General features: G+C 39.7%; 24 protein-coding genes. 10 read left to right on the forward strand and 14 right to left on the reverse strand.

Translation table 11 applies throughout. The annotated features are described in order from the left end of the window. Positions 1–99 precede the first annotated feature (99 nt). The gene (locus MTF64_RS07985; RefSeq protein WP_248451070.1) at positions 100–549 is read right to left on the reverse strand and encodes a GNAT family N-acetyltransferase; all 450 of its coding nucleotides are present in this window, start codon (positions 547–549) and stop codon (positions 100–102) included. 58 nt (positions 550–607) lie between these two features. Next, positions 608–1,351, reverse strand: a complete 744-nt coding sequence (locus MTF64_RS07990) for a sporulation protein (RefSeq protein WP_004587355.1) — start codon at positions 1,349–1,351, stop codon at positions 608–610. A 266-nt stretch (positions 1,352–1,617) separates the two neighbouring features. Between MTF64_RS07990 and MTF64_RS07995 the strand changes: the two genes are divergently transcribed. Then, a complete protein-coding gene (locus MTF64_RS07995) occupies positions 1,618–3,192 on the forward strand; it encodes a cation:proton antiporter family protein (RefSeq protein WP_248451071.1) in 1,575 nt (524 codons plus the stop codon). 405 nt (positions 3,193–3,597) lie between these two features. Further along, entirely contained in the window at positions 3,598–3,819 is a 222-nt protein-coding gene (locus tag MTF64_RS08000; RefSeq protein ID WP_004587357.1) for a DUF3820 family protein, read from the forward strand. A 312-nt stretch (positions 3,820–4,131) separates the two neighbouring features. Here the strand turns inward: MTF64_RS08000 and MTF64_RS08005 are convergent, their stop codons facing one another. From MTF64_RS08005 to ilvY, 6 genes are all read right to left on the reverse strand, one after another. Further along, entirely contained in the window at positions 4,132–5,379 is a 1,248-nt protein-coding gene (locus tag MTF64_RS08005; protein ID WP_029773440.1) for an ATP-binding protein, read from the reverse strand. 23 nt (positions 5,380–5,402) lie between these two features. Beyond that, on the reverse strand, positions 5,403–6,095 hold the full coding sequence (locus MTF64_RS08010; protein WP_248451072.1) for a response regulator: 693 nt from the start codon (positions 6,093–6,095) through the stop codon (positions 5,403–5,405). Positions 6,096–6,109: 14 nt separating this feature from the next. Beyond that, complete coding sequence (locus MTF64_RS08015) at positions 6,110–6,478, reverse strand: DUF3019 domain-containing protein (RefSeq protein WP_039972222.1); 369 nt, start codon at positions 6,476–6,478, stop codon at positions 6,110–6,112. 13 nt (positions 6,479–6,491) lie between these two features. Further along, positions 6,492–7,301: a MipA/OmpV family protein gene (locus tag MTF64_RS08020; RefSeq protein ID WP_248451073.1), complete on the reverse strand. Its 810-nt coding sequence runs from the start codon at positions 7,299–7,301 to the stop codon at positions 6,492–6,494. Between the two features lie 165 nt (positions 7,302–7,466). Further along, positions 7,467–8,513 carry a GGDEF domain-containing protein gene (locus MTF64_RS08025; RefSeq protein WP_004587362.1) on the reverse strand — a complete coding sequence of 349 codons (1,047 nt, stop codon included), beginning with the start codon at positions 8,511–8,513 and terminating at the stop codon, positions 7,467–7,469. 121 nt (positions 8,514–8,634) lie between these two features. Then, positions 8,635–9,540 (reverse strand): HTH-type transcriptional activator IlvY, encoded by a 906-nt coding sequence (ilvY, locus tag MTF64_RS08030; protein ID WP_121637162.1) that lies wholly within the window; start codon positions 9,538–9,540, stop codon positions 8,635–8,637. Positions 9,541–9,679: 139 nt separating this feature from the next. Between ilvY and ilvC the strand changes: the two genes are divergently transcribed. The 3 genes from ilvC to MTF64_RS08045 all read left to right on the forward strand — a co-directional run bounded on the left by ilvC (position 9,680) and on the right by MTF64_RS08045 (position 14,494). Then, a complete protein-coding gene (ilvC, locus tag MTF64_RS08035) occupies positions 9,680–11,152 on the forward strand; it encodes a ketol-acid reductoisomerase (protein ID WP_029773436.1) in 1,473 nt (490 codons plus the stop codon). Between the two features lie 164 nt (positions 11,153–11,316). Further along, positions 11,317–13,236 (forward strand): methyl-accepting chemotaxis protein, encoded by a 1,920-nt coding sequence (locus tag MTF64_RS08040; protein ID WP_024031820.1) that lies wholly within the window; start codon positions 11,317–11,319, stop codon positions 13,234–13,236. Between the two features lie 79 nt (positions 13,237–13,315). Next, positions 13,316–14,494: a tetratricopeptide repeat protein gene (locus MTF64_RS08045; RefSeq protein WP_248451074.1), complete on the forward strand. Its 1,179-nt coding sequence runs from the start codon at positions 13,316–13,318 to the stop codon at positions 14,492–14,494. Here the strand turns inward: MTF64_RS08045 and MTF64_RS08050 are convergent. Then, complete coding sequence (locus tag MTF64_RS08050; RefSeq protein ID WP_054982155.1) at positions 14,480–14,794, reverse strand: GIY-YIG nuclease family protein; 315 nt, start codon at positions 14,792–14,794, stop codon at positions 14,480–14,482. The genes MTF64_RS08045 and MTF64_RS08050 overlap by 15 nt on opposite strands. A 107-nt stretch (positions 14,795–14,901) precedes the next feature. On the opposite strand from MTF64_RS08050, the gene bamE reads away from it, so the two are divergent. Further along, complete coding sequence (gene bamE, locus MTF64_RS08055; protein WP_004587368.1) at positions 14,902–15,261, forward strand: outer membrane protein assembly factor BamE; 360 nt, start codon at positions 14,902–14,904, stop codon at positions 15,259–15,261. 67 nt (positions 15,262–15,328) lie between these two features. Here the strand turns inward: bamE and MTF64_RS08060 are convergent, their stop codons facing one another. Continuing rightward, positions 15,329–15,646, reverse strand: coding sequence for an RnfH family protein (locus MTF64_RS08060; RefSeq protein ID WP_024031817.1), 318 nt, complete (start codon positions 15,644–15,646; stop codon positions 15,329–15,331). Beyond that, the gene (locus MTF64_RS08065; protein WP_055253005.1) at positions 15,646–16,083 is read right to left on the reverse strand and encodes a type II toxin-antitoxin system RatA family toxin; all 438 of its coding nucleotides are present in this window, start codon (positions 16,081–16,083) and stop codon (positions 15,646–15,648) included. The genes MTF64_RS08060 and MTF64_RS08065 overlap by 1 nt, the downstream gene beginning before the upstream one ends. A 145-nt stretch (positions 16,084–16,228) precedes the next feature. On the opposite strand from MTF64_RS08065, the gene smpB reads away from it, so the two are divergent. Beyond that, positions 16,229–16,708 (forward strand): SsrA-binding protein SmpB, encoded by a 480-nt coding sequence (smpB, locus tag MTF64_RS08070; RefSeq protein ID WP_004587371.1) that lies wholly within the window; start codon positions 16,229–16,231, stop codon positions 16,706–16,708. Between the two features lie 378 nt (positions 16,709–17,086). After that, positions 17,087–19,678, forward strand: a complete 2,592-nt coding sequence (locus tag MTF64_RS08075; protein ID WP_096042063.1) for a TonB-dependent receptor — start codon at positions 17,087–17,089, stop codon at positions 19,676–19,678. An 87-nt stretch (positions 19,679–19,765) separates the two neighbouring features. Here the strand turns inward: MTF64_RS08075 and MTF64_RS08080 are convergent, their stop codons facing one another. Both MTF64_RS08080 and fadR read right to left on the reverse strand, forming a co-directional pair. Further along, on the reverse strand, positions 19,766–20,371 hold the full coding sequence (locus tag MTF64_RS08080; RefSeq protein WP_004587374.1) for a peroxiredoxin C: 606 nt from the start codon (positions 20,369–20,371) through the stop codon (positions 19,766–19,768). Positions 20,372–20,606: 235 nt separating this feature from the next. Continuing rightward, positions 20,607–21,320 carry a fatty acid metabolism transcriptional regulator FadR gene (gene fadR / locus MTF64_RS08085; protein ID WP_004587375.1) on the reverse strand — a complete coding sequence of 238 codons (714 nt, stop codon included), beginning with the start codon at positions 21,318–21,320 and terminating at the stop codon, positions 20,607–20,609. Positions 21,321–21,841: 521 nt separating this feature from the next. On the opposite strand from fadR, the gene dsbB reads away from it, so the two are divergent. Next, complete coding sequence (gene dsbB, locus MTF64_RS08090; RefSeq protein ID WP_248451075.1) at positions 21,842–22,360, forward strand: disulfide bond formation protein DsbB; 519 nt, start codon at positions 21,842–21,844, stop codon at positions 22,358–22,360. A gap of 1 nt (position 22,361) precedes the next feature. Continuing rightward, positions 22,362–22,664: a DUF6170 family protein gene (locus tag MTF64_RS08095; protein WP_248451076.1), complete on the forward strand. Its 303-nt coding sequence runs from the start codon at positions 22,362–22,364 to the stop codon at positions 22,662–22,664. A gap of 11 nt (positions 22,665–22,675) precedes the next feature. On the opposite strand, the gene MTF64_RS08100 is transcribed toward MTF64_RS08095, so the two are convergent. Then, positions 22,676–22,972: a ComEA family DNA-binding protein gene (locus MTF64_RS08100; protein WP_024034225.1), complete on the reverse strand. Its 297-nt coding sequence runs from the start codon at positions 22,970–22,972 to the stop codon at positions 22,676–22,678. Positions 22,973–23,317 lie beyond the last annotated feature (345 nt).

A 23,317-nucleotide genomic window follows, 5' to 3' on the forward strand; every position in this document is an offset into this window, starting at 1 on the left:
CGTTATTTTTAACTTACCCGAGTTCAGGTTAAGTTCTAAATTAAGTAAAGCCCACGCGTTAAGTGGGCTTTTTAATAGCTTAAATTTACTCGTAATAAATTAGCTTAGTGTATTTAACACCATATCTTGATGAGGGATGCCATCTTCTAGGTATTGCTCCCCTACTTCTGTAAAGCCAAAAGAGCGATAAAATGCTAATAAATAGGTTTGTGCGCCTATATAAATATGACGCTCTGGCCACTGCTTTTTACAACATGCTATGGCCGCATTTACAAGCTCAGTAGCCCGCCCTTTACCTCGCTCACTTTTGCAAACCAGTACACGGCCTATTGCGCTGTACTGCTCATTTTTTTCATAGCAGCGGGCATAAGCTAATAAACTATTATCTGCAATTGCATATAAATGCTGAGTACTAGGGTTAATGTCTACTTCATCAAGCTCAGGGTAAGGACACGTTTGCTCTACAACAAATACATCAACACGGCCGCGCATTATCGTAAATAAAGTACGCGTATCAAGCGCATCAAAATGCGCACATTTAAACGACATATAAAATCCTAAAATAAAAAACCCAGCCTAAGCTGGGTTTAGTTAAATTACGCATCACTTAGGCAAACAAACGCTCTAATTGGTCGCACAATTGCGATAAATTCACATGGTCGTGCTCTATGGTTAAATCAACATAACCATCGCCTCTAAATGCTCTATCCAGCTCAATTAAAACATGCGTTTTGTGTGCTTCTGGTACAAACGATAATTCAATTTCTTGAATACCAAATAAGCTGCGGCTATTAGGCTTGTACTCTAACTCTTGATAACACCCCGATACCGACTGAAAAGTGGGCGCACGTAAATGGCCTTTTTCAACATCAGCTTTTAATAAACTAAACCCTAATTTATCCATTGCTTGCATACAGGTTTTAACAGCTTCGTTAGGGTAAATATGCAAGTGGTCTTTATCTGTAGGGTCTAGTGCTAAATCAATATCAAGGCCTGTTTCAATCCATACATGTGATTGGTTGTAGCCGGCATTAATTTCAGTAATTGGCGTTTCTGGATGAAGGCGCGCTTCAAATGGAATACTTTTAACTTCACCTGGCTCAACAGTGCCTATATCGGTTATACGCCACTGATCAATTACGTGATTAGTAAAGTACTCACCTTCTTCGCCATCAACTTTAACGCGAGTCATTAAAAACAAATCAAGGCCAGCAATTTCTTGAGCCACATCGCCTGCAGTTATAACGATATTAGCGTTAAAAAGTTGCCCTGGCTGAAGATGCTCAGTTTCTAAAATTGTATCTACTTTTGCAGCGCCAATACCTACCGACGCTAAAATCTTTTTAAACATATCTATCTCCTTAAGCTGAGCGGCTCAGTTTGTTGCTCAAGCTTAAACTCCTTCGTTAAAGCATCTTAACCATATTTAAAAGCCAATGTCAGTGAAAAAATGTTATTTACATGCTATTTACGATTAAATACGTGTTTAATGTGCATTTTTTATACGTAGCTGGGCAAATAATTGATTAAACGCGCTCATTTTTAGGGCTATTTTTATTTTCAATGGTATAAAATTTTCGCTACACTGCAATCCCAAATGAAGTGATATTAAGAATTATGGAACTAATCTATTTTGCCGCCGCGTTTGTTTGTGGCTTTGGTGTTTATCAATTAAAACTTCCTCCCCTTATTGGCTTTTTACTTGCCGGTTTTGCATTAAATTTATCAGGCTATAAAAGCACCGAACTACTCGATACCATTGCGGCACTGGGTGTAACACTTCTTTTATTTAGTATTGGCTTAAAACTTAAAGTAAACAGCTTAATCAAGCCCCAAGTATGGGCACCCGCTACCCTACACATTATTTTTAGCAGTGCATTATTTAGTGGCTTTATGTTACTGCTAGGTATTTTTGCTGTGCCTATGTTTGTTGATTTAAGCTGGCAAAGTGCCTTATTAGTTGGGTTTGCGCTAAGCTTTTCAAGCACTGTATTTGCGGTAAAAGTACTTGAAGAGCGCGGTGAAATGGCAAGCCTACACGGTAAAATAGCCATTGGCATTTTAGTTATGCAGGATATTTTTGCGGTTATATTTTTAGCCATTAGCACCGGCAAAGTACCTAATATGTGGGCTCTTGCTTTAATTATTGCACTACCTTTAGTGCGCCCACTTATGTATGCAGTGCTTAACCGCTCTAAACATGGTGAGCTATTGCCGTTATTTGGCTTTTTCTTTGCGTTGGTAGCCGGTTATAACGCTTTTGATTTTGCAGGTTTAAAGGGCGATTTAGGCGCGCTCATTATGGGGATGATGTTTGCGCCACATAAAAAGGCGGGAGAGCTTTCAAAGTCGCTGCTTAATTTAAAAGATATTTTGCTGGTCGGTTTTTTCTTAAGCATTGGTTTAAACGCAGAGCTTACAGCGAATTCATTAATTGTAGCGCTAATCCTTATATTTGTGCTGCCAGTTAAAACCTTACTTTATTATGTGTTTACGAATACCTTTAAGCTCAGAGCACGCACCTCGTTACTCACTGCATTTAGCCTTGCTAATTTTAGTGAGTTTGGCCTTATTGTGTTTGCTGTGGCAGCCTCTACAGGCATGATCACCTCAGAGTGGCTGGCGGTAATGGCTATTGCGGTGTCTATTACCTTTGTTATTGCATCGCCTCTTAATAAACGCTCAAACGAGTTATACGTAAAAATTGAGCGCTGGCTATTAAAATTCGAAAGCAAAACCCGCTTAGCTGAAGAGTTACCCGTTAATTTAAACGACACTAAAATCGTTATATTTGGTATGGGCCGCATAGGTACAGGTGCTTACGAAACAATAAATGCGACTCACCCTAATGTAGTGGCGGGCATTGATATAAAACCAGAGGTGGTAGAAAAACATATTAAACGCAATCGAAAGGTACTCCTTGCCGATGCCACCGACCCTGACTTTTGGCAGCGCGTTAACCACTCTCATGTTGAAATGGTCATGTTAGCTATGCCAAAGCATATGCAAAATATTTTTGCACTAGAGCAATTACAAGCCTCAGGCTATAACGGCCAAGTAACAGCTATCGCCAATTACCCTGATCAACAAAAAGAGCTTGAACAAATGGGCGTAAACTCGACCTATAACTTTTATTTAGAAGCAGGAAGTGGTTTTGCCGAGCACGTAAAGCAAGAGCTATTCGAAAAATAGCACTTTTATACTAAATAATAAAAACAACCAAATGAAAACGCCTTATTTTTAATAAGGCTTTTTTATTAGTTTTAGTTTAAAAACTCATTTTATTTACATTCCTTTACATTACTTCTCTCTATCTGTAAAAAAAACAGATAAACTACCGGTGTTGTTTAAATAAACGCCTTCGCACCTGTGTCACATAATTAGACTCCAGCTAATTAATGCAAGGTAAGCATTTATTTATCAACACAAATTTATTCAATCAGAGGGCCTACTCCCTCGTTCAATAGGCTGTTTCTTGCCCGTCACAGCCTATTTTATTTCTGTTTACTTGCCCGCTTACCCAGCCACTATTTAATGCGTTTATTATTAATAAGCAGTAGTATTACTATTATACGTTTTATCAATTACTGACTTATTATGGATACAGCCGAACTCAAGCTCGCCATTAATACAATTATGCCCTTTGGAAAATACGCAGGCAGACCCTTATTGCTTTTGCCAGAGCCCTACCTAGTGTGGTTTAAACAGCAAGGGTTTCCAGAAAGTAAACTCGGAGCGCAGCTTGCAATGATGTACGAGGTTAAATTAAACGGGCTTGAGCAAATGCTGATGCCCCTACTTAAAAAAAATGAAAAATAATTGAGAACTTTTTCCACGTAGCCGGGTCTACTATTTTGCTACTTGTTGATTTTGGTTTTTAACCACAAAAAGCGCCTTAGGCGCTTTTTTTATGCCTGGCGTTTTTAGGTGAATTGCTTTTATACCAATCCGCATAATAAAGTGATCTATTTTGAGGATGGAAAAACGAGTGGATAGCTAAGCAAAAAATTCGCTATTTAGTTGTTCTCGGCAATTGCTCCTGCATTGCTCTACCTTCTGCATCCATGCAATCGTAAATGAGAATTTTTAACGTAGGTAGCGACACATTTGGCCCCACAAAATGATTAAATATTATTGTGGATAGGTATTAGGTAAGGTAACTATAAACTTAGCGCCACCAAGCTGTGAGTCTGTTATTGCATAGTGCCCTTTATGCCAAGATACAATTTTTGCCACTATGGCTAAGCCTAAACCAAAGCCCCCTGTGCTTTTATCACGGCTTTTATCTAAACGAGTAAAAGGTTTAAATACGCTTTCTCTGTCGCTTTTTAAAATACCTTCTCCGTCATCTTCCACAATAAAGTAAATTGCATCACCCTGCGCTTTGAGTGTGACATCAACACGACTAACAGCGTACTTTAACGCATTGCCCACCAGGTTTTGCATTACACGCGCAATAAAGTGCGCATCACACTTGTACACTAGAGCCTGTGGTAACACCGCATTAAACTCTATGCCGCTTGCAAAGTTTAGCTTATTAATGACCGATTGTGTCAAAGCAGCCAAATCAACGTCGCTTCTAGCTAAGCTTGGTTGCTGCGAATCAAGCCGAGCATATTCAAGCATTTCACACACAAGCGCTTCAAGTTCGCTTATATCTGCCTGCATATTAGTTAGGTAATGTTGCCCTTTTTCCGATTGCAGTGTTTCTTCTAACATGGCTATACCAAATTTTAATCGTGCAAGGGGCGTTCTAAATTCATGAGATACAGAGGAGGTCAGTTCTTGTTGCGCACTAAGAAGATGCTCTATGCGCTGCTGCATTACTTTTAGAGTATCAGTAACGGGTAAAAAAAACGATTTAGAAGGACTGCTTAAGTTAAAGTCTTGCGAGCCATCTACCGCTTCGCACGCATGGCTTAATTTAGAAAAATCACGCCATAGTAAAAAGCTCCACAGCCCCACAGGTAACCCTACAATAGCCAGTAACATTAAATACGGAATAACAGAGCTTTCAGGTGCTTTTATAACGCCTACAGGACCAATTTGAAGTAGTTTGTTATCACCAAGCTCAACATACCACACTATGCGCTGCTTTTTATCATACAGGTACAGGTAATGGTTTTTGTCTAATGAGGCTTGCTGCTTAAGGGGTAAAATAAGATCTTTGCGGGCAATAACTTGGCTTTCAAAGCTGTGTTTTAGCTTATCTAGTCCATCATCGGTTTGCGATAATAACCAAAGTGCTTGGCCAAACTCATCATCTAACAGCACTTGCTGCTGCGTCTCTTCGTAAGGCCAAATTTGTTCTATAACACCACTAACAATAAATAAAGAAACAATGATATAAACATATAAACTTATAAATAGTTTGCCCATTATTCCTTATTTACCTTCATATATTATTTTTCCCAGGCGTCTGATACAAACAAGTAACCTTGCCCCCACACGGTTTTTATACGGTAAGGTTTATCGCTGTTATCACCTAGCTTTTTACGAATTCGTGACACGCGTACATCAACGGTACGGTCAAGCCCGTCGTATTGACGGCCAATCATATGTTGATGAACATGTTCACGGCTTAGTACTTCGCCTGCATTTGAGGCAAGTAGCCATAGTAGCTCAAACTCATGCGATGTAAGTACTATTTCGTTTTCGTTTAATTTAACAATTCGGCTGGTTTTATCAATGACTAAATCACCAAACTGAATCTCTTCTGCGGCCTTAACCACGGGTTGCCCGCGACGCAGTAATGCATTTACACGCGCCAGTAAAACACGCGGTTCTGCAGGTTTTACCACATAATCATCTGCGCCAAGCTCTAAGCCAATCACCTGGTCAAAGTCTTCACCTTTTGCAGTAAGCATTAAAATTGGCAACGAAAACTTATCACGCACTTGTCGACATACGCTAAAGCCATCTTTACCTGGCAGCATAATATCTAAAATCATTAAATCAGCAGCGTTATTCTCAAGATAACTAAATACTTCATCACCACGGCTTAATACGTCTACTTCTAAGCCATTATGTTCAAGATAATCATTTGTTAGTTGTTGTAAACCTAGGTCATCTTCAACAAGTAAAATTTTTGGCATGAGTTGCTCCTAAATTAAAAATAGCTCCATGGAGAGCGAAGCCTGCGCCTACTTTTTTTAGCATCAGCACTTTGCACTTCAACGTGTGTTTTAGCAATTAACACACCGGTATGAGGATTGATTAAGGAGTATATGGTCTCTACCTGAACACGCGCTTTATACTCAAACACACCAACAGCCTGCTGTTGCCAGCATTTAATCAGTTTGTTTTGTTGGTACAGGCATGCATCGCTTGGCGATGGTTGCTGCCAATTAAACTTTAAATCAAGATCGCAAAACGCTTGCTGCTCAGACACAACACACACTTTGGGGGAGACCTTTAAAGACGCATTTTGCGCTACAACGGGAGGGCTAAACAGAAAAACTGTAAGCACAATCAACATTAAATACTTCATATTAAAAAGTATGATCGAATCCTATAAAAGCAGTCATTGAATAGTTACGTTCAAAAAGCGGACTGCCATCCATAGCTGAATAGTCGTAATATGCTACATGAAAACGAAGACTGTTAGCCTCACTCAATGGCCAACTGGCGTCGATTTTAGCATAAGGTTGCCAGCTACTACCAACGTCAATTTTACCTAATGAGGTTTCGTGTGCTTTTAAACCATAATAGTAGCTGTTTAATTCAGCTGATTTATAGTTAACCCCAAGCGTTGGCTTTAACTTTAAACGCCCTACTTCACTGTGGTACTGCCATTGTATAGCGCCTCGAGTACCGTTATAAACATTACTTATATCGTGTAATAACTGTATCGATAGCACATGATTTTGCTGCACATAATGATAGCTGCCCCCAGCATCTAGGGCTAAATGGCGATTATCAATATTATCGATATTTATTTTTTTAGGCTGGGGATTATTTTGCGCTAATGCAGAAGCGCCTGCGGTTGCTGGTAAAACAAAGAGGTTATTAGGATGCCAATCAATAAAAAAGCGTGACTCTGCGTTCAGTTCTGAAACGATATTAAAATGATGCTTTTGATTTTCTTTAAGTGTGTAGCCAAGGCGACCATTATCGAAAAACCAACGCTCGCCATAAAAAGCAATGCGCGGGATCACAGGGAGCGGGACGTTTTTTCCGCCATGCAGAGGGTTGGTAATAACACCCGCGCCGGCACTTAGATTTACATGCCACTTCTTAACAGTAATATGTTGCTGCGCATACTCTTGTTCGTTGTAGGCCTGCGAAGCTGTGCTAGGCACGCAAACAAGACACACCACAAAGCAAAAAATGTAAATAAAAGTATTGAGCCGCATTAACCTAATCTAAATGAGTAAAATAAGTAAGTCACCCATACTAGCAAGGTAAGCACAAATGTGCGCCACCTGGTTACAATCATTCACAATTTTTATACATGCGTATCACATTTAAATATCAGGGGCTATTTCAATACGGTTGCGACCATGTGTTTTAGCTATATATAAAGCACGGTCGGCGCGCTCAATAAGTACCGAACCTTTCGTGAATGGACGTAAAATAGCGAGCCCAAAACTTGCAGAAATTGCACGTTTAGAGTTTACATCGTCTTTTTTACGGATAGTTAATGAGGCAATATCTAAACGAATTTTATCAGCAAACACCATAATCTCGTTAATGCTGTCAAAATACCCGGTAATACAAAACTCCTCACCACCATAGCGGTAAACATTCAGGCTATCGGAAATATTTTGCGAAACTTTTTTGGCTACTAATTTAAGTACTTCATCGCCTTTTTGATGACCAAAATCGTCGTTAAAACGCTTAAAGTGATCAATATCAAACATGATTAGTACCGCCAATACGCTCTCGTCAGCTTGCTCTGAATAGGTTTGACAAAACTGCTGAATATCATCATCAAACTTTCTTCTATTAAAAAAGCCTGTCAGGGGGTCTGTATCGGCTGCTTCTTGAGAAAGGTTAAGTGCTTCTTTTAAATCTTTAATTTCGTTATAGGCTACCGCAAGCTTAGTTTGAAATTCTCGCGCATAGTCTTGCATAGCCACCGACTCGTCGGTTAAGCGTTCAACACAACCGAGTATTTCGTTAAACGAATTTACATTAGCTAAACTTGCCAACTCATTTTGAGAATCTACCAACGACGTGGTAAAGCTTTTAGAATGATCGAGGGTAACGCTTATATCATGCTGTACTTGCTCCATAGTGCCATGGAAGCGATCAGCCATTTCTTGAAAAAACACTAAGTCATCTTCGCTTAAATGCTTATCAAAAATTTCTTTTGCTTTATTTTGAGTACATGTTTGTTGCTCAGCAATGACGTGATCAAGCTCAGCATTTAATGCTGGCTTACTGCCTTGTACATAGCAATACCAAATAGCGTAATTGATAGGCGTTACCGGCATTCGGTATTTTACCATCAGAGGAATTGCTTTTTTTAAACATTGAGCAGAATGAGCGAGCGATACAGCATGATCCATAATTATTATAAACTCTCGTGCGTCATTATTTTTTATTATTAAGCTTTCATGTTAAGTAATAGTAAACTCATACGCAACTGTTAATCATACTATTTACTGAATTATATTAATCGTTAAAAGCTTAAATAACATTTGCGCCTAAAGTTTGTGCAATATTCCATAATGCACTGATTGCAGGGTCGTTAAGTTCTTTTTTTAGCACCGCCAAACCAATATCAAACCCTTCTGGCTGGTAATTTTCACTGGGCAGTACGTGTACCTTGTCTTGTAGCGGACTATTATCTAGCACTATTTTGGGAACCATGGCGACACCTAATCCTAGGCTCACCATAGACACCATAGCTTCGTGCCCTGCTACTTGTGCATAAATTTTTCCATGCACATTATTTTTCCGCCACCACTGCTCTAACCGCTGCCTAGAAAAACCTTGCTCAGGTACAATAAACTCCAGTTCTGACCAATCAATATGTGGGGCGTTTTTCGCTATTTTTTCGCTGATCGGGCATTGAATTTTAGGTCCAATAAGAACCAGTGGAGAGTGGCCTATATTAACAAAAGCAATTTGGGCAGGCAGTTTACTTGGCCGTGCAGCAATAGCCATTGATTCATGGGCATCCAGCACACGGTTTATTGCCAACGCCGGATCGCCGGTATTTAGCGTTATTTCTATATGCTGATGCTGCGCGCGGAGCTGTTCTAATATTTGATGCAAAAAACTATACGAGGCGGTGACTGAGCAATAAATACTCACATTACCGTAAATATGCTGGGTTGGGTCTTTCACATTCGCTTTAAAGCGCTGCCAATTAGCCAGTGTAGAGGTGGCGTAATCAATAAACGACTCCCCTTCTTTAGTTAATTTTACACTTCGGTTATCACGTATAAATAAAGCAACGCCGACCTCATCTTCAAGCTGCTTAATATTGCGACTTAATGTAGGTGCACTTATATGGCACAGCTCGCTCGCACGGGCAAAATGGAGCGTTTTAGCTAACGCTAAAAAGTAATTTAAATGCTTATGATCCATTACACGCCTCTACGTTTCATTTTTTGAAATACTTTAGTGCAAATATATCATTTTACGCAAGCAAAGTTTTTTTTTATGGTGTGTTTAAGCAAAGCAAATACGCTTTGCATCTAACAAATACGAATTATAGGACACTAACATGGCGAATTATTTTAATACCTTACCTTTACGCGAGCAGTTAGCTCAATTAGCGCAATGTGAATTTATGGACCCAAGTGAATTTACCGATGGTGTTGATGCACTTAAAGGTAAAAAGCTGGTTATTGTTGGCTGTGGCGCACAAGGTCTTAACCAAGGTTTAAACTTACGTGACTCAGGCCTAGATGTATCATACACGTTACGTCAATCAGCAATTGATGAGCGTCGTCAGTCATACCTAAATGCATCTGAAAACGGTTTTACTGTAGGCACGTACGAAGAGCTAATTCCGAGCGCTGACGTAGTATTAAACCTAACACCTGATAAGCAACATACGGCCGTTGTAACTGCCATTATGCCTTTAATGAAACAAGGCTCTACACTTGCTTACTCGCACGGTTTTAATATTGTTGAAGAAGGCATGCAAATTCGTGAAGACATTACGGTAATCATGGTTGCTCCTAAGTGTCCTGGCTCTGAAGTGCGTGAAGAATACAAACGCGGCTTTGGTGTACCTACTCTTATTGCTGTTCACCCAGAAAACGACCCACAAGGTCACGGTTTAGCACAAGCTAAAGCCTACGCTGCGGGTACCGGTGGTCATCGTGCCGGTGTACTTAAGTCATCGTTTATCGCTGAAGTTAAATCAGACTTAATGGGCGAGCAAACAATTCTGTGTGGCATGTTACAAACCGGTTCAATTTTATGTTTTGATAAAATGATTGAAAAAGGCATTGATGCGGGTTACGCATCAAAACTAATTCAATACGGCTGGGAAGTAATTACTGAAGCCCTTAAATACGGCGGCGTTACTAACATGCTTGACCGTTTATCAAACCCTGCAAAAGTAAAAGCGTTTGAACTAAGCGAAGAACTTAAAGTTATTATGCGCCCGCTTTATAACAAGCACCAAGATGACATTATCGACGGTACTTTCTCACGCGTAATGATGGAAGATTGGGCAAACGACGATGCAAACTTACTAAAATGGCGCGCAGAAACTGCCGAAACTAACTTTGAAAAAACCCCTGCTGGTGATGTAGAAATCTCTGAGCAAGAGTTTTTCGATAACGGTATTTTAATGGTTGCTATGGTTAAAGCGGGCGTTGAGCTTGCATTTGAAACCATGACTGCAGCAGGCATTATTGACGAGTCGGCTTATTATGAGTCTTTACACGAAACACCGTTAATTGCCAACACAATAGCACGTAAAAAGTTATTCGAAATGAACCGTACTATTTCTGACACTGCAGAATACGGCTGTTACTTATACAACCATGCGTGTTTACCATTATTGGCCGATTTTATGAAAAACATCGACACCGATGTTATTGGTAAAGGCTTAAATGAGCAAAGTAACCAAGTAGATAACCAAACACTGATTCAAATTAACACTGCACTACGTGAGCACCCTGTTGAAATTGTTGGCGCTAGACTACGCGGCTACATGTCAGCAATGAAGAAAATTGTATAACTAGTTTCGCTTGTTAGAAACCAAGCCCACATGCATACGCTGTGGGCTTTTTCGTGCTAGTAATAATAAAAAGCGAGTATACCCTTTTAGATATATTGCAATAATTAGCGCTTAATTAATAATGTGCTAACATGGCTATCTACCTAGTTGTAAAGTTAAATAATATGACGATAAAAAACCTAACTATCACTCAAAAAATCACCATTTTAGGCAGTACCATTGCAATCTGTGTCGCTGCATTAATTGGTTTAACGTCTTTATATAGCTCTGAAGATATTATAGAACGACGTATGATTGAATCTGAGCTACCCAGCAAATTACATAGTATTAGCAATCAAATTGGTGGCGAAATAAACGAACTACTAGGTGCTGCACAGCAACTATCATCAAATGAATTTATCTTAGAGTGGGCGCGCTCAAATAACCAAGACGACACACTACTGCTTAAAGAATTAAACCGCGTAGCAAAGCAGTTTGATTTAGCAACGGCGTCGTGGGCTAACCGTGATACAGCACAATATTGGAACCAACACGGATTTTTACGCGTGCTTAAAAACGATGCGGCTGATGGGTGGTTTTTTGGCTTTACCAACTCAAATAACCCGTACTCAATCAGTATTTATCAAGAATCCCCGACTGATGTAAAAATGTTTGTAAATCATCAACAAACAAATGGGCTTGGGTTAGCGGGGCTTGCAAAAAGCATCACCGACATGCAAAAGCTATTACAACAATTTAAAATTGAGCAAACTGGCTTTGTGTTTATTGCAGATAAAAGCGGCTTAATTCAGTTACATAAAGATGCAAATAAAGTGGCTAAAGTAAACATAGACACACTTTATGGCAGTAATGTTCATAGTACTTTGTATAACCCCTCTGGATTTGCAATTACAGAATTATCACTTAATAACGAAGCCACATTTTTAGCAGCCATGCCAATAGCCAATACCGACTTATACGTATTAGCCCAAGTACCTAAAAGTGAGGTATTTGCGACTGTAGGTACATTGGAGTGGCAAATATTTACCTTTACACTAGTGATAGCCCTAGTTGCTAGCATGCTAAGTTACTTGTTAGCACGCTCTTTAGCGTCACCGCTTTCGGATATGGCCGAACTGTTCTCACGTTTAGGATCAGGCGATGCTAATTTAGCGTACCGTTTGCCAGAGTCTAATCAGCCAGAGCTAAACAATTTAAGCCATGGCTTTAACCAGTTTATTCATAAAATTGAAACTGCCATAAAGCAAGTCGCCAACGAAAGTACAGAAATACGCCAAAGTTCTAATCATGTATTTGAACAAGCAAAAAACAACTCGCAGTCTATTGATAATCAAAAAGAGCAAACCATTTCGGTTGCTGCAGCCATTAACGAAATGGGCGCAACTGTACAAGAAATAGCACAAAGTGCGGCTAATGCAGCTAAGTTAACGCAAAGCAGTCAAGAAAACACCAGCCAAAGCCATCAGCAAGTACTGCAAAGCCAAGCTACAATTTCAGCGCTTGCCACTGATATTGACGGCATTACCGAGCAAGTAACACTGCTTTCTAAAAAAACAATTGATATAGCGAGTATTGTTGACTCTATTCGCGGCATTTCAGAGCAAACTAATTTACTGGCCTTAAACGCAGCCATCGAATCGGCACGGGCTGGTGAGCATGGTAGAGGCTTTGCAGTGGTGGCCGATGAAGTACGCGCGCTTGCTAATCGTACCTCGCAATCAACCACCGAAATTCAGTCAATGATTGAAGAGCTAACCACTATTTCTGAAGATGTAGTAAACGATATTAGTCAATCTAAGCAAAAAGCCCAACAAAGCGTAGGCGCAATGCAAAGCTCTGTTGAATTGCTTGATGCGATAAGCGAAACAGCAAATCAAATAAACGACATGGCTACCTTAATTGCCACCGCAACTGAGCAGCAAAGTAACGTGGTTGCTGATGTAGGACGTAATATTGAGCAAATAAGTGAAATTAGTGACCGTGCTATGAATGAGCAAATAAACACCGAGCAAGCAATTCGCGATTTAGCAAATAGCGCTCAAGCGCTTGATGCACTCGTAGCCACCTTTGAAAAACACCACTAAACACGTTTTGTAACACTTTAATAAGCCACCTGCGCATATTGCATCTACACTTATAGATGTAATATGTTGGAGGTGGTTTATGAACATATCTTGTTTTAACGCATTATTACTAAGTAGCTGCTTATATTTAAGCGCATGTAACACCACAGTGCGTGAACCGCCACCGCTTGCCCTTGCAAACCATCCAACATTTAACCGTATTAACGTTGAAACCGAGCAAGACATATTTAAGCTCGACAAAACAATCACTTCCCAACTTGATGCCCACTTAACCAGTAAGCGCAGCGCGCATTACTTAGCGAACAGTATTTTAAGTTTTTTATTAAAAAACGGCGATAACTCGTTAACCTATCAAAGTGGTGCCACATTGAGTGCATCGCAAACCTACGCTAATTTAAATGCTAATTGCCTGTCGTTATCGATATTAGCGTATAGCTTAGCCGATTATTTAGGTATAAAAGCGCGCTTTCAAAAGGTCCATATTCCTGAATATTGGGCAATGAATAAAGGGGTTAATTTACTGACAGGGCATATTAATTTATCAATTGACAATGCGCTTATGCAAACAATACCAGCCACAATGGTTTATCAACGTGATAAACAGTTAACCATAGACTTCGACCCAAATATAAGAAAACAACGCTTTAAAACCAGCCTAATAAGCAAAAAGTTTGTTACAGCTATGTTTTATAACAATAAAGGCGCTCTGGCTTTAGTAAATAAAAATTATAATTTAGCTTATAGCTACTTTAGTGCCGCCGTTGAAGCCGCCCCATTATACAGTGGTGGCTGGGGAAATTTAGGTATTGTATTTAGGCAGCTTAATTATTTAAAAGAAGCTGAACAGGCATATAACTATGCATTATTGCTTGATAAAAATAACCATACTGCCATAGGTAATCTCGCTGTGCTGTACACCTTAAGTAACCGCGCTAAACAAGGTCAGCAAATGCTAAAACAGCTCAATAAAAAGCGCCAAGCTAACCCGTATTACCATATATCATTAGGTAATAGTGAACTGGTACTTAAAAATTACTCTCAAGCGATTAAGCATTTTAAAAGCGCTTATAAAATTGACGCTAAGTTACACGAAAGCCACTTTGGCCTTGCGCGAGCATATTATTTTACCGGCAATATAAAGCAGGCAACACATTATATGCGTTTAGCGGGTATAAACGCCGAGTTTAACTATGACAAAGCCCGCTATCGTAATAAATTAAAAGCATTAAAAAATGCCACAGCTTCACTTAGTCATTAGCTGTTGTACGTAGTGCTCTTTTTGGGCCCTACTTAATTTTTTAATTTGCCACTCTAACTTACTGGCTTCGCTTTTTGAGCCCACCTTTTGTTGATGAATTAAAACTAAAGGGCCTTTGCCTTTTAAGTTTTTTGCGCCTTTACCCGCTTGATGAGTGGCTAAGCGCTTATCAACATTGGTTGTTATACCCGTATACCAGTGGCCTAAACGCGTTTGCACTATATACAAATACCACGTTGAGGGTACTTTGTGTGCTTTGCTTATATTTATACTTAAACTTTTTTGTTTGTTTGTGGTCAAAACGTTGCCCTAACCCTCGTAACTAAAAACAATTTCTTAAAAGGGTTTTACCTTCAGTGACTAATCGGTATCATGCAGATTATAAAAAATAAGGATCACAACTAACAATGCAGTCGTTAAAAACTTTTTCTCTTTGGCTTATCGTTGCTCTCACATTCAGCTCTTTAGCCGGTTGTTCTAGCTGGGTATATAGAATCAATATCCCACAGGGTAACTTTTTAGAGCAATCAGATGTAGATAAGCTTCGTGTAAACATGACACGAGAGCAAGTTATTTATGTATTAGGTCGTCCAATAGCAGAAGATGCGTTTGATAATAGTACCTGGCGTTATGTGTACAGCTTTAACAAAGGCCGCGATAATGAGCAGCATAAAGAGTTGCTGGTTAAATTTGAAAATGATCAACTAGTTGCTGTTTCGGGTGATTATGATCAACCAGAAAACTTTGATACTCCGCTAGAGCAGTAAACGCTTTAGTTATTAAAAAAAAGGTGAGCATAGCTCACCTTTTTTTTAATAACTACATTAATGACCTTTATAAAGGACGCCCACCGGTAACTTTATTTGCTCGACCTTCCTCTTTTGCTTTTTCAGCACGCTTTCTTCGAGCATCTTTAGGGTCTGCAATTAGTGGACGATAAATTTCTATTCTGTCGCCATCTTTTAATTCGTAATGCGCTTTTACTGTTCTATTCCATACACCTAAAGTAAGCGCAGTTGGGTCTATTTCAGGGCACTTATCAATGATCCCCGATTGAATAACAGCTTGTTCGGCTGTGGTTCCTTGCGCTACTTCCACTGTTAATGTGGTCGCTTTAGTCGGTAATGCAAAAACTATCTCAACGCTAATCATTATCTTGCTCCGTATACATCTTTTGCACGTTGCGTGAATGCGCTAACCATATTTTTAGCTACATCATTAAATATTTTACCAAACGCCAATTCTATAAGCTTGCTAGAGAATTCAAATTCAAGCTTAAGCTCAACTTTACAGGCTTTTTTATCTAACGCTTGAAAATGCCAACGCCCTTTAAGAGTTTTAAATGGGCCATCAACCAGCCTTAATTGCACGGTTTGCTCGTCAATAAAGGTGTTTTCAGTGGTAAACCACTTTTTTATACCCGCCTTGGATATTTCTAAACTCGCGGTCATGTTATTATTGTGCTGCGAAACGATTTTAGAGTCTGAGCAATTAGGTAAAAACTGCGGATAAGCTTCTACATCATTAACTAGGTCAAACATCTCTTTAGTGCTGTACATAACCAGCGCACTTTTTTCTATTTGTGGCATACTCACTCCCAACTGTGTGGGCGAATTTTAGCAAGCTTTGCGCGTTTCCCCAAATTTTCATGGTCTTAAGTTCACCAGATTATTTTAAAGGCACATATAAAAAATCGATGTAAAACATCTCTTAATACGTATATTATAGGGCACTATGGCTAAGAACAAATCATCAAAATCGAACAGTAATACCATCGCGCTTAACAAAAAAGCGCGTCATGAGTATTTTTTACACGACAAGTTTGAAGCAGGTGTTGAACTACAGGGCTGGGAAGTAAAAAGTATCCGAGCTGGTAAGGTAAACATCTCAGAAACTTATATTCATCTTAAAAATGGCGAAGCTTTTTTATTAGGCAGTCAAATTCAGCCTTTAAATAGCGCCTCGACTCATGTTATTTGCGATCCAATGCGATACCGTAAACTGTTATTAAGCCGCAAAGAGCTTGATAGATTAGTCGGTGCCACTGAACGAGATGGCTACTCACTTGTTGCCACTGCCATGTATTGGAAAAAATGTTGGGTGAAACTTGAATTTCACTTAGCAAAAGGTAAAAAAATGCATGACAAACGTGAAGACGGCAAAAATAAAGATTGGTCGCGTGAGAAAGAACGCCTCATGAAACATAAAGTATAAACACAACGCCTAATTTATTTAGGCGTTTTTTTTAATTTCTCACCGGTTAAATTTAAAACAACTTGATCAAATTCCCCTCAGCTTTATTTAATTCATCCCTGTGCGTGATATAAATAAATTATTACACTTTATTTATTTTTTTAATTTCTTTAGATGCCTGTCCATTTTAGTGCGCAAATTTTATGGTACAAAGCGAGTAATTTAGCCTTGTCTATCCCTTTTCGTTGTTTCTATTATTGAATATTTTTCCCTCAATACTCTACAAAAACTCATACTAAAATCGCAAAGGGTGTAGATTGATAACACTTAAGTTACATGATATTAATGTCAGCGCTTGTTAAGCAACTAAATTTATAACATATCAACAAGGACTTAAGGATGAAGCAATCAATTGCATTTACACCTAGCATAATTGCAGGTGCTACAATCGCACTTTCAGCAGGGTTTACAACAACAGCTTATGCTGCTGAAGAAGCAAAAAAAGTAGAACGCATTGAAGTAACAGGTTCGCGCATAAAACGCACCGATATCGAAGGGCCTTCGCCAGTACAATCTATTGGCAGAGCAGATATCGAAAACATGGGTTACGATAACCTTCAACAACTCCTCGAAAGAATGCCTGTGGCAGGCAGCGGTACTTTCTCAACACGCGGCAACAACCAAGATTCAACTGCAAATGGATCTGCCGCGGTCAGCCTACGTGGTTTAGGTGCTGATGCTACATTGGTACTAATCAACGGCCGCCGTGTGGCTATTAGTGCCTTTGCCGAAGGTATTACAAACTCATTTGTCGATATTAATAGCATTCCGGTATCGGCGATTGAACGCATTGATATTTTAAAAGATGGCGCATCAGCAATTTATGGTTCTGATGCAGTAGCGGGCGTAGTCAACGTTATTTTGAAAAAAGACATAGATGGCGTTGAACTAAACTTAGGCTACGGTGGTACCGATGGCCCTAATTACGAAGAAACAACAGCAAGTTTAGTATGGGGTACAACTAGCGAAAAAAGCAGCGCCTCAATTATTATTGATTACTTTAAAAACACCTCGCTTTCGTCAGATGAAATGGGCAGCTTAGGCACCGCTAATCAATCGCCTTATGGCGGCGAAGACTTTCGCTCTTCTCGTGGCTTTCCAGGCTACTTTTATGTTGATGGTGTAAAAACAATTGACCCAGATTGTCCTGCAGAAAACGCCACATCAAGCGGCAGTTGTTTATTTGATTACGGCCCATTTGGTTACATCGCCCCTGAGTCTGAGCGCGTAGGTGCTATTTCTCAATTTGAATACAATTTTGATAATGGTATTACCGGCTTTTTAGAAATGGCAGTGCAGCATAATACCTCAGTTGCAGCCGGTGCCCCTACTCCACTAGATGAAGATGCAGGTTTAACAGTACCCGCTAGCCACCCTAACAACCCGTTTGGTGAAGATATTCAAATTGGCCGTTACCGTACGGTTGATGCAGGCGCTCGCCAATGGGATATTGAATCAGACACGCTTCGCTTTGTAGCTGGCCTAAGAGGCGAAATTAAGGAATGGAGCTGGGAAGCTGCAGTTCAAAAAGGCCGTAGTAAATCACTTCAAACAGGCGATCGTTCGCAAGGTTGGGTTCGCACCGACTTTTTACAACAAGAAATTGATGCCGGTAACTACAACCCATTTGGTGGCACCTATAACAGCCCAGAAGTTATTGACAGAATTACCACAAGCTTAGTTCGCCGCGGTGAGTCTCATATGACCTCATTCGACGCTAACATCTCTGGTGAAGCATTTAGCTTTGGTGATGATGTGGTTATGATGGCCGCGGGTATTGAATACCGTGAAGAAGATGTAACCGATACACCGGATGACCAATTTCAGCGCGGTTTAATTTTTGGTACTGAGTCTGTGTCTGCTGCAGCAGAGCGCGACCAATACGCAGCCTATGTGGAATTTTCAATCCCACTTGCTGAAAACCTAGAGCTACAACTCGCTGGCCGTTACGATGATTACAGCGACTTTGGTAATACAACAAACCCTAAAGTCGCTTTACGCTGGGCACCTACCGACGAAATAACCATTCGTGGTTCGTGGGCACAAGGGTTTAGAGCGCCATCGCTTGCACAAGTAGGTTTAGGTCCATCACAAGAAAGTCAGTTTTTTGTAGATACTTATCGCTGTGAAGCAACTGGCCTTGATTGTGACGCGCTAGATTACAACATTGAATTTGCGGGTAACCCTGACTTAGAAGCCGAAGAGTCAGAATCATGGAACGTTGGTTTTATTTGGGCACCTTCTGCTGAGTTTGGTTTAAGCGTAGATGTGTGGAGTATTACCCAAGATAATAAAATTGATGAACAAGAATTTGGCCCAATTTATAACTCTGAGTGTAATAACCAAGATAGCACGGTGTGTGTACGCTTAGCACCTAGTGGTGGCAATAGCTTAGGCACCATTCAAAAAATATACAGCACCTTTGAAAACGTCTCTTCGCAAGAAGTGTCAGGTGTTGATTTATCAGCAAATTACAACCATTCGCTGGATGATTTAGGCTTACTTAAATTTAACTTAGAATGGGCGTACCAAAACAAGTTTGAAAAAGACGGCCGCGATTACACGGGTGAATACAATTACCCAGAGCACCGCTGGATTTTCTCTACTAACTGGGAAATTGGCCAATTTAATACCAACGTAAATATTAGCTACGTAGGCGAGTTTGAAGATACCCCAGATATAGACTTTGACGGTAATTTAGACTTTGATAGCAATACATCGCGTATGGTTGACTCGCAAGCACTGGTAGATTTACAAACATCTTACCGTGTAAGTGATGCAACTAAAGTATCGCTTGGTGTAAATAACGTATTTGACGAAGAGCCACCATTTGCCATTGGTGATGGCGATGCCGACCTTTACGGTTATGCATCGGGTGTACACAACCCTCGTGGACGTTACTTCTACACTAAAGTAACCTTCTCGTTTTAATTTAATATAGCCCATTATTAAATGGGCTATGCTAAAAACAAAAAAACCGCCATATGGCGGTTTTTTTATTAAAACGTAGGGGCTAAATTATAGCTCGCCTTCGTTTTCAGATAGGAACTTAGCAACACCTTCAGGACTTGCGTCCATACCTTTTTTACCTTCTTCCCAACCAGCAGGACATACTTCGCCGTTTTCGCTATGAAATGCTAGCGCGTCAACCATGCGGATCATTTCGTCGATGTTACGACCAAGTGGTAAGTCGTTCACTACTTGGTGACGTACGTTACCTTCTTCATCAATTAGGAAAGAGCCACGAAATGCAACGCCCGCTTCAGGGTGCTCAACGTCGTATGCTTTACAAATTTCGTGCTTAACGTCTGCAACTAGTGCGTATTGAACTTTACCAATACCGCCGTCTGCTACAGCAGTGTTACGCCATGCGTTGTGTGAGAATTGTGAATCGATAGAAACACCAATTACTTCTACGCCACGCTTTTGGAATTCTTCGTAACGCTTATCAAATGCGATAAGTTCTGAAGGACATACAAACGTGAAATCTAGTGGGTAAAAGAAGATTACTGCTTTTTTACCTTTGATTGTTTCATGAAGGTTATAGCTATCTACAATTTCACCATTACCTAGTACAGCTGCAGCGGTAAAGTCTGGTGCCTGGCGGCCTACTAATACACCCATTTTATTCTCCAAATATTTTGAGTTTGTTGTCGATTGCATACGCAATGCTGATACTTATATGGGCGCTAAAAATAAAAAAACAATAGCGCCAACACATAATTACGTGGCATTTTAAATTTAATAAGGAAAAAAGAACAATCGTATTTAGCGATGTGCACAATCGAAAATACCGAACAGATATTAAAACTTTATTACGCCTATAAAAAAACCTGCATTTGCAGGTTTTAAAAATGGGTTAATCCATGATATCGGAAGGCATATCGCCTTTAATATTTTGCCAGATTTCACCGGTTTGGTGGCCAAACTTACGCATCATTGAAATCGCGCCATCATGCTCACGGTTTTCAGCCAATACTGTTAGATCTTTATAAAATTGACGTGCTAACTGGCGAGTGCCTGCGTCTGAGAAATAATGACAACCAATTTTAAAGTAAAACCCTCTAAAACCGTTAAGTATAAGTACGTAAATGCGGTTATTACCAGCGACAGCTAATTCGTGGTGTACTTTGTAATCGTAATCTGCAAAAGCTTGCGCAGTGTCTTCAAGTTCATCGCTTTTTGATAAAATTTCAATAACACGCTCAGGGTTAAGCTTTATCGCTGCACGGGTATAAATAGCACTAATATTAGTACGTGCAGATAATAACTGATCGGTCAGCTCTGGCATTTTGTCTTCATCTAAGCGCGCCAGCGTTTCGAGTATGTTTAAACCCGATGTTTCCCAAAAGTTATTCACTCTGGTTGGCTTGCCGTGCTGAATAGTTAGCCAGCCATCGCGTGCTAAACGTTGCAGTACTTCACGTAAGGTTGTTCTGGTTACACCAATTAACTCAGAAAGCTCACGCTCTGCAGGTAGAATTGAACCTGGAGGGAAATCGCCGTTCCAGATAGATTCAACTATATACTCTTCAGCAAATCCTGCTGGGCTTTTAGCTTTAAAAATTCTCATTCAATTCCCACTCGAATTAATCACAACTCATCGTTTTATACGAATAACTGACAGATTGTACCAGATGAAATATAACTAACAAGTAAACTCGTTGATATAAGTGCCAACCAACCGCTGAAAATTTCGCAATAGTAAATAATAAAATTAAACATGCTTAAATTAGGCCTAATTCGCTAAATAAATTAACCCTATTCATAGTAGGTACATTAATACCATTGCTGTTTTTGCTTAACCATTACATTACTACAATAATTCCCGTGTGCGGCAGCAAGCACATTTAAAAGTCGCATACAGCAGAGCCTGTTAACTGTAACGTTTAAACAAGCCTTTTTAGCGAACCAATCTTATATTGCTTGTTCACTTAGCAAATTAAGCTTAACCTTTCCCTAAATAGGATTGGCCATAACCGCTTATTAATTTCATCTTAAAAAAAGCGACTTCGGTAGCTTTTTTACCCTTTTTGTTGCTCGTTACTTTATCCTAGTACATAATTCAAAGTCTTATTTCAATGCGGATTTTTTATGAACTGGCTAGCACAACTCCCTACTCAACGTACTCCATGGCTACTATTTACAGGCATTGTATTTTTATTAGAAGTCACCGCACTGTTTTTTCAATACCAGATGGGACTTGCTCCATGCATTATGTGTATTTACCAGCGAACTGCGGTATTAGGCTTATTAGGGGCAGGCATTATTGGCGCAACTAAACCACAAAGTAAATTAGTACGCGCTATCGCTTATTTAGTGTGGGGTGTATCAAGTGTGTGGGGTTACTTTATTGCGCGTGAGCACATTGAAATGCAAACAACCACCGATCCCTTTGCATTTAGCTGTGAGTTTGAGCCAAACTTTCCTTTATTTATGCCATTGCATGAATGGATCCCAAGCTTTTTTCAAGCCACAGGGGATTGCGGTAATATCGATTGGCAATTTGCGGGATTAAGTATGCCAGCATGGATGGAAATACTATTTGCGTTATTTACTATCACGCTTTTTGTAATTGTTACCACTCGCTTACTTACTAAAAAGACTATTTAATATGTTTACGTTTTTTACCAGTCAGCTGCCTGAACTAAAGCACCTTAAAGTGAGGCAGCGACAAGCCATTGTTGCTATTGCGCTAAGTATGCTACCTGCTACCGATAGAGTGTTATTAAGAATAGTAAAGCTGATATTGCTCAGCCCATTGTTTTTATTATTTACTGTTTTTAAAGGGTGGGAACTCATTCCCTTTTTAATTTTAGGTGGCCTGTGTTACCCGCTTTTAACAACCCCGATTGAAATAAACTTCGCTAAAAAATATTTAGCCAAAGCACTTGAGCAGTATTCACAGGGCGCTTAGCGCCCTGCCTATTATAAAGACACTTTTCCTTCTAGTTTAGCTACAAGCTTTTTACCTATTCCTTTTACGTTAGTTAAGTCGCTCAGCTGGGAAAATTCACCATTTTCAACCCTGTAATCAACAATAGCCTGCGCTTTTTTCTTACCAATACCAGGCAACTTGGCCAGCATTTCTGAATCGGCACTATTAATATTAATAACCGGCGCTTGCGGCATTTCAACCATAGGCTTATCTTCAACAGGGTTAGCGTGGGTAAACGCGCTAAAGCTTAAAAAGCTAATAATAAGTAGCGTTAATAGATTTTTCATTTGTTATTCCTTATTTTTGTTTATACCAAAGCGTTATAGTTAAACTGCTAATTTGGCTTTAAACATGTGCTTAATTTTTATTTGAGGAAATAATGTTAAATAAGGAGCAACGCGCATCACTTATATTATTTCCAGTGCATAATCACCTAAATCCGAAAACCTAAAATGCAGCTGGTACAACAAGTGATTGCTTAACTAAAGTAAAGTTACGCTTTTTTGTCAAATTGATGACAAGCTAAAAATGCACCGAATGCTTGCAATTTTACACACAAACATTTACTGTATATAAAAACAGTGACCTATGGGTCAGTAACCACATTACCACGCAATCAAGCAGGAGAGATC

This window comes from Pseudoalteromonas sp. 2CM41L (genome assembly GCF_023161905.1).
Classification (GTDB): Bacteria; Pseudomonadota; Gammaproteobacteria; order Enterobacterales; family Alteromonadaceae; genus Pseudoalteromonas; species Pseudoalteromonas atlantica.

Coding starts and splice junctions, on each gene's coding strand:
- MTF64_RS07985 (WP_248451070.1), bottom strand. CDS start 549: ATGTCGTTTAAATGTGCGCATTTTGATGCGCTTGATACGCGTACTTTA.
- MTF64_RS07990 (WP_004587355.1), bottom strand. CDS start 1,351: ATGTTTAAAAAGATTTTAGCGTCGGTAGGTATTGGCGCTGCAAAAGTA.
- MTF64_RS07995 (WP_248451071.1), top strand. CDS start 1,618: ATGGAACTAATCTATTTTGCCGCCGCGTTTGTTTGTGGCTTTGGTGTT.
- MTF64_RS08000 (WP_004587357.1), top strand. CDS start 3,598: ATGGATACAGCCGAACTCAAGCTCGCCATTAATACAATTATGCCCTTT.
- MTF64_RS08005 (WP_029773440.1), bottom strand. CDS start 5,379: ATGGGCAAACTATTTATAAGTTTATATGTTTATATCATTGTTTCTTTA.
- MTF64_RS08010 (WP_248451072.1), bottom strand. CDS start 6,095: ATGCCAAAAATTTTACTTGTTGAAGATGACCTAGGTTTACAACAACTA.
- MTF64_RS08015 (WP_039972222.1), bottom strand. CDS start 6,478: ATGTTGATTGTGCTTACAGTTTTTCTGTTTAGCCCTCCCGTTGTAGCG.
- MTF64_RS08025 (WP_004587362.1), bottom strand. CDS start 8,513: ATGGATCATGCTGTATCGCTCGCTCATTCTGCTCAATGTTTAAAAAAA.
- ilvY (WP_121637162.1), bottom strand. CDS start 9,540: ATGGATCATAAGCATTTAAATTACTTTTTAGCGTTAGCTAAAACGCTC.
- ilvC (WP_029773436.1), top strand. CDS start 9,680: ATGGCGAATTATTTTAATACCTTACCTTTACGCGAGCAGTTAGCTCAA.
- MTF64_RS08040 (WP_024031820.1), top strand. CDS start 11,317: ATGACGATAAAAAACCTAACTATCACTCAAAAAATCACCATTTTAGGC.
- MTF64_RS08045 (WP_248451074.1), top strand. CDS start 13,316: ATGAACATATCTTGTTTTAACGCATTATTACTAAGTAGCTGCTTATAT.
- bamE (WP_004587368.1), top strand. CDS start 14,902: ATGCAGTCGTTAAAAACTTTTTCTCTTTGGCTTATCGTTGCTCTCACA.
- MTF64_RS08060 (WP_024031817.1), bottom strand. CDS start 15,646: ATGATTAGCGTTGAGATAGTTTTTGCATTACCGACTAAAGCGACCACA.
- MTF64_RS08065 (WP_055253005.1), bottom strand. CDS start 16,083: ATGCCACAAATAGAAAAAAGTGCGCTGGTTATGTACAGCACTAAAGAG.
- smpB (WP_004587371.1), top strand. CDS start 16,229: ATGGCTAAGAACAAATCATCAAAATCGAACAGTAATACCATCGCGCTT.
- MTF64_RS08075 (WP_096042063.1), top strand. CDS start 17,087: ATGAAGCAATCAATTGCATTTACACCTAGCATAATTGCAGGTGCTACA.
- MTF64_RS08080 (WP_004587374.1), bottom strand. CDS start 20,371: ATGGGTGTATTAGTAGGCCGCCAGGCACCAGACTTTACCGCTGCAGCT.
- fadR (WP_004587375.1), bottom strand. CDS start 21,320: ATGAGAATTTTTAAAGCTAAAAGCCCAGCAGGATTTGCTGAAGAGTAT.
- dsbB (WP_248451075.1), top strand. CDS start 21,842: ATGAACTGGCTAGCACAACTCCCTACTCAACGTACTCCATGGCTACTA.
- MTF64_RS08095 (WP_248451076.1), top strand. CDS start 22,362: ATGTTTACGTTTTTTACCAGTCAGCTGCCTGAACTAAAGCACCTTAAA.
- MTF64_RS08100 (WP_024034225.1), bottom strand. CDS start 22,972: ATGAAAAATCTATTAACGCTACTTATTATTAGCTTTTTAAGCTTTAGC.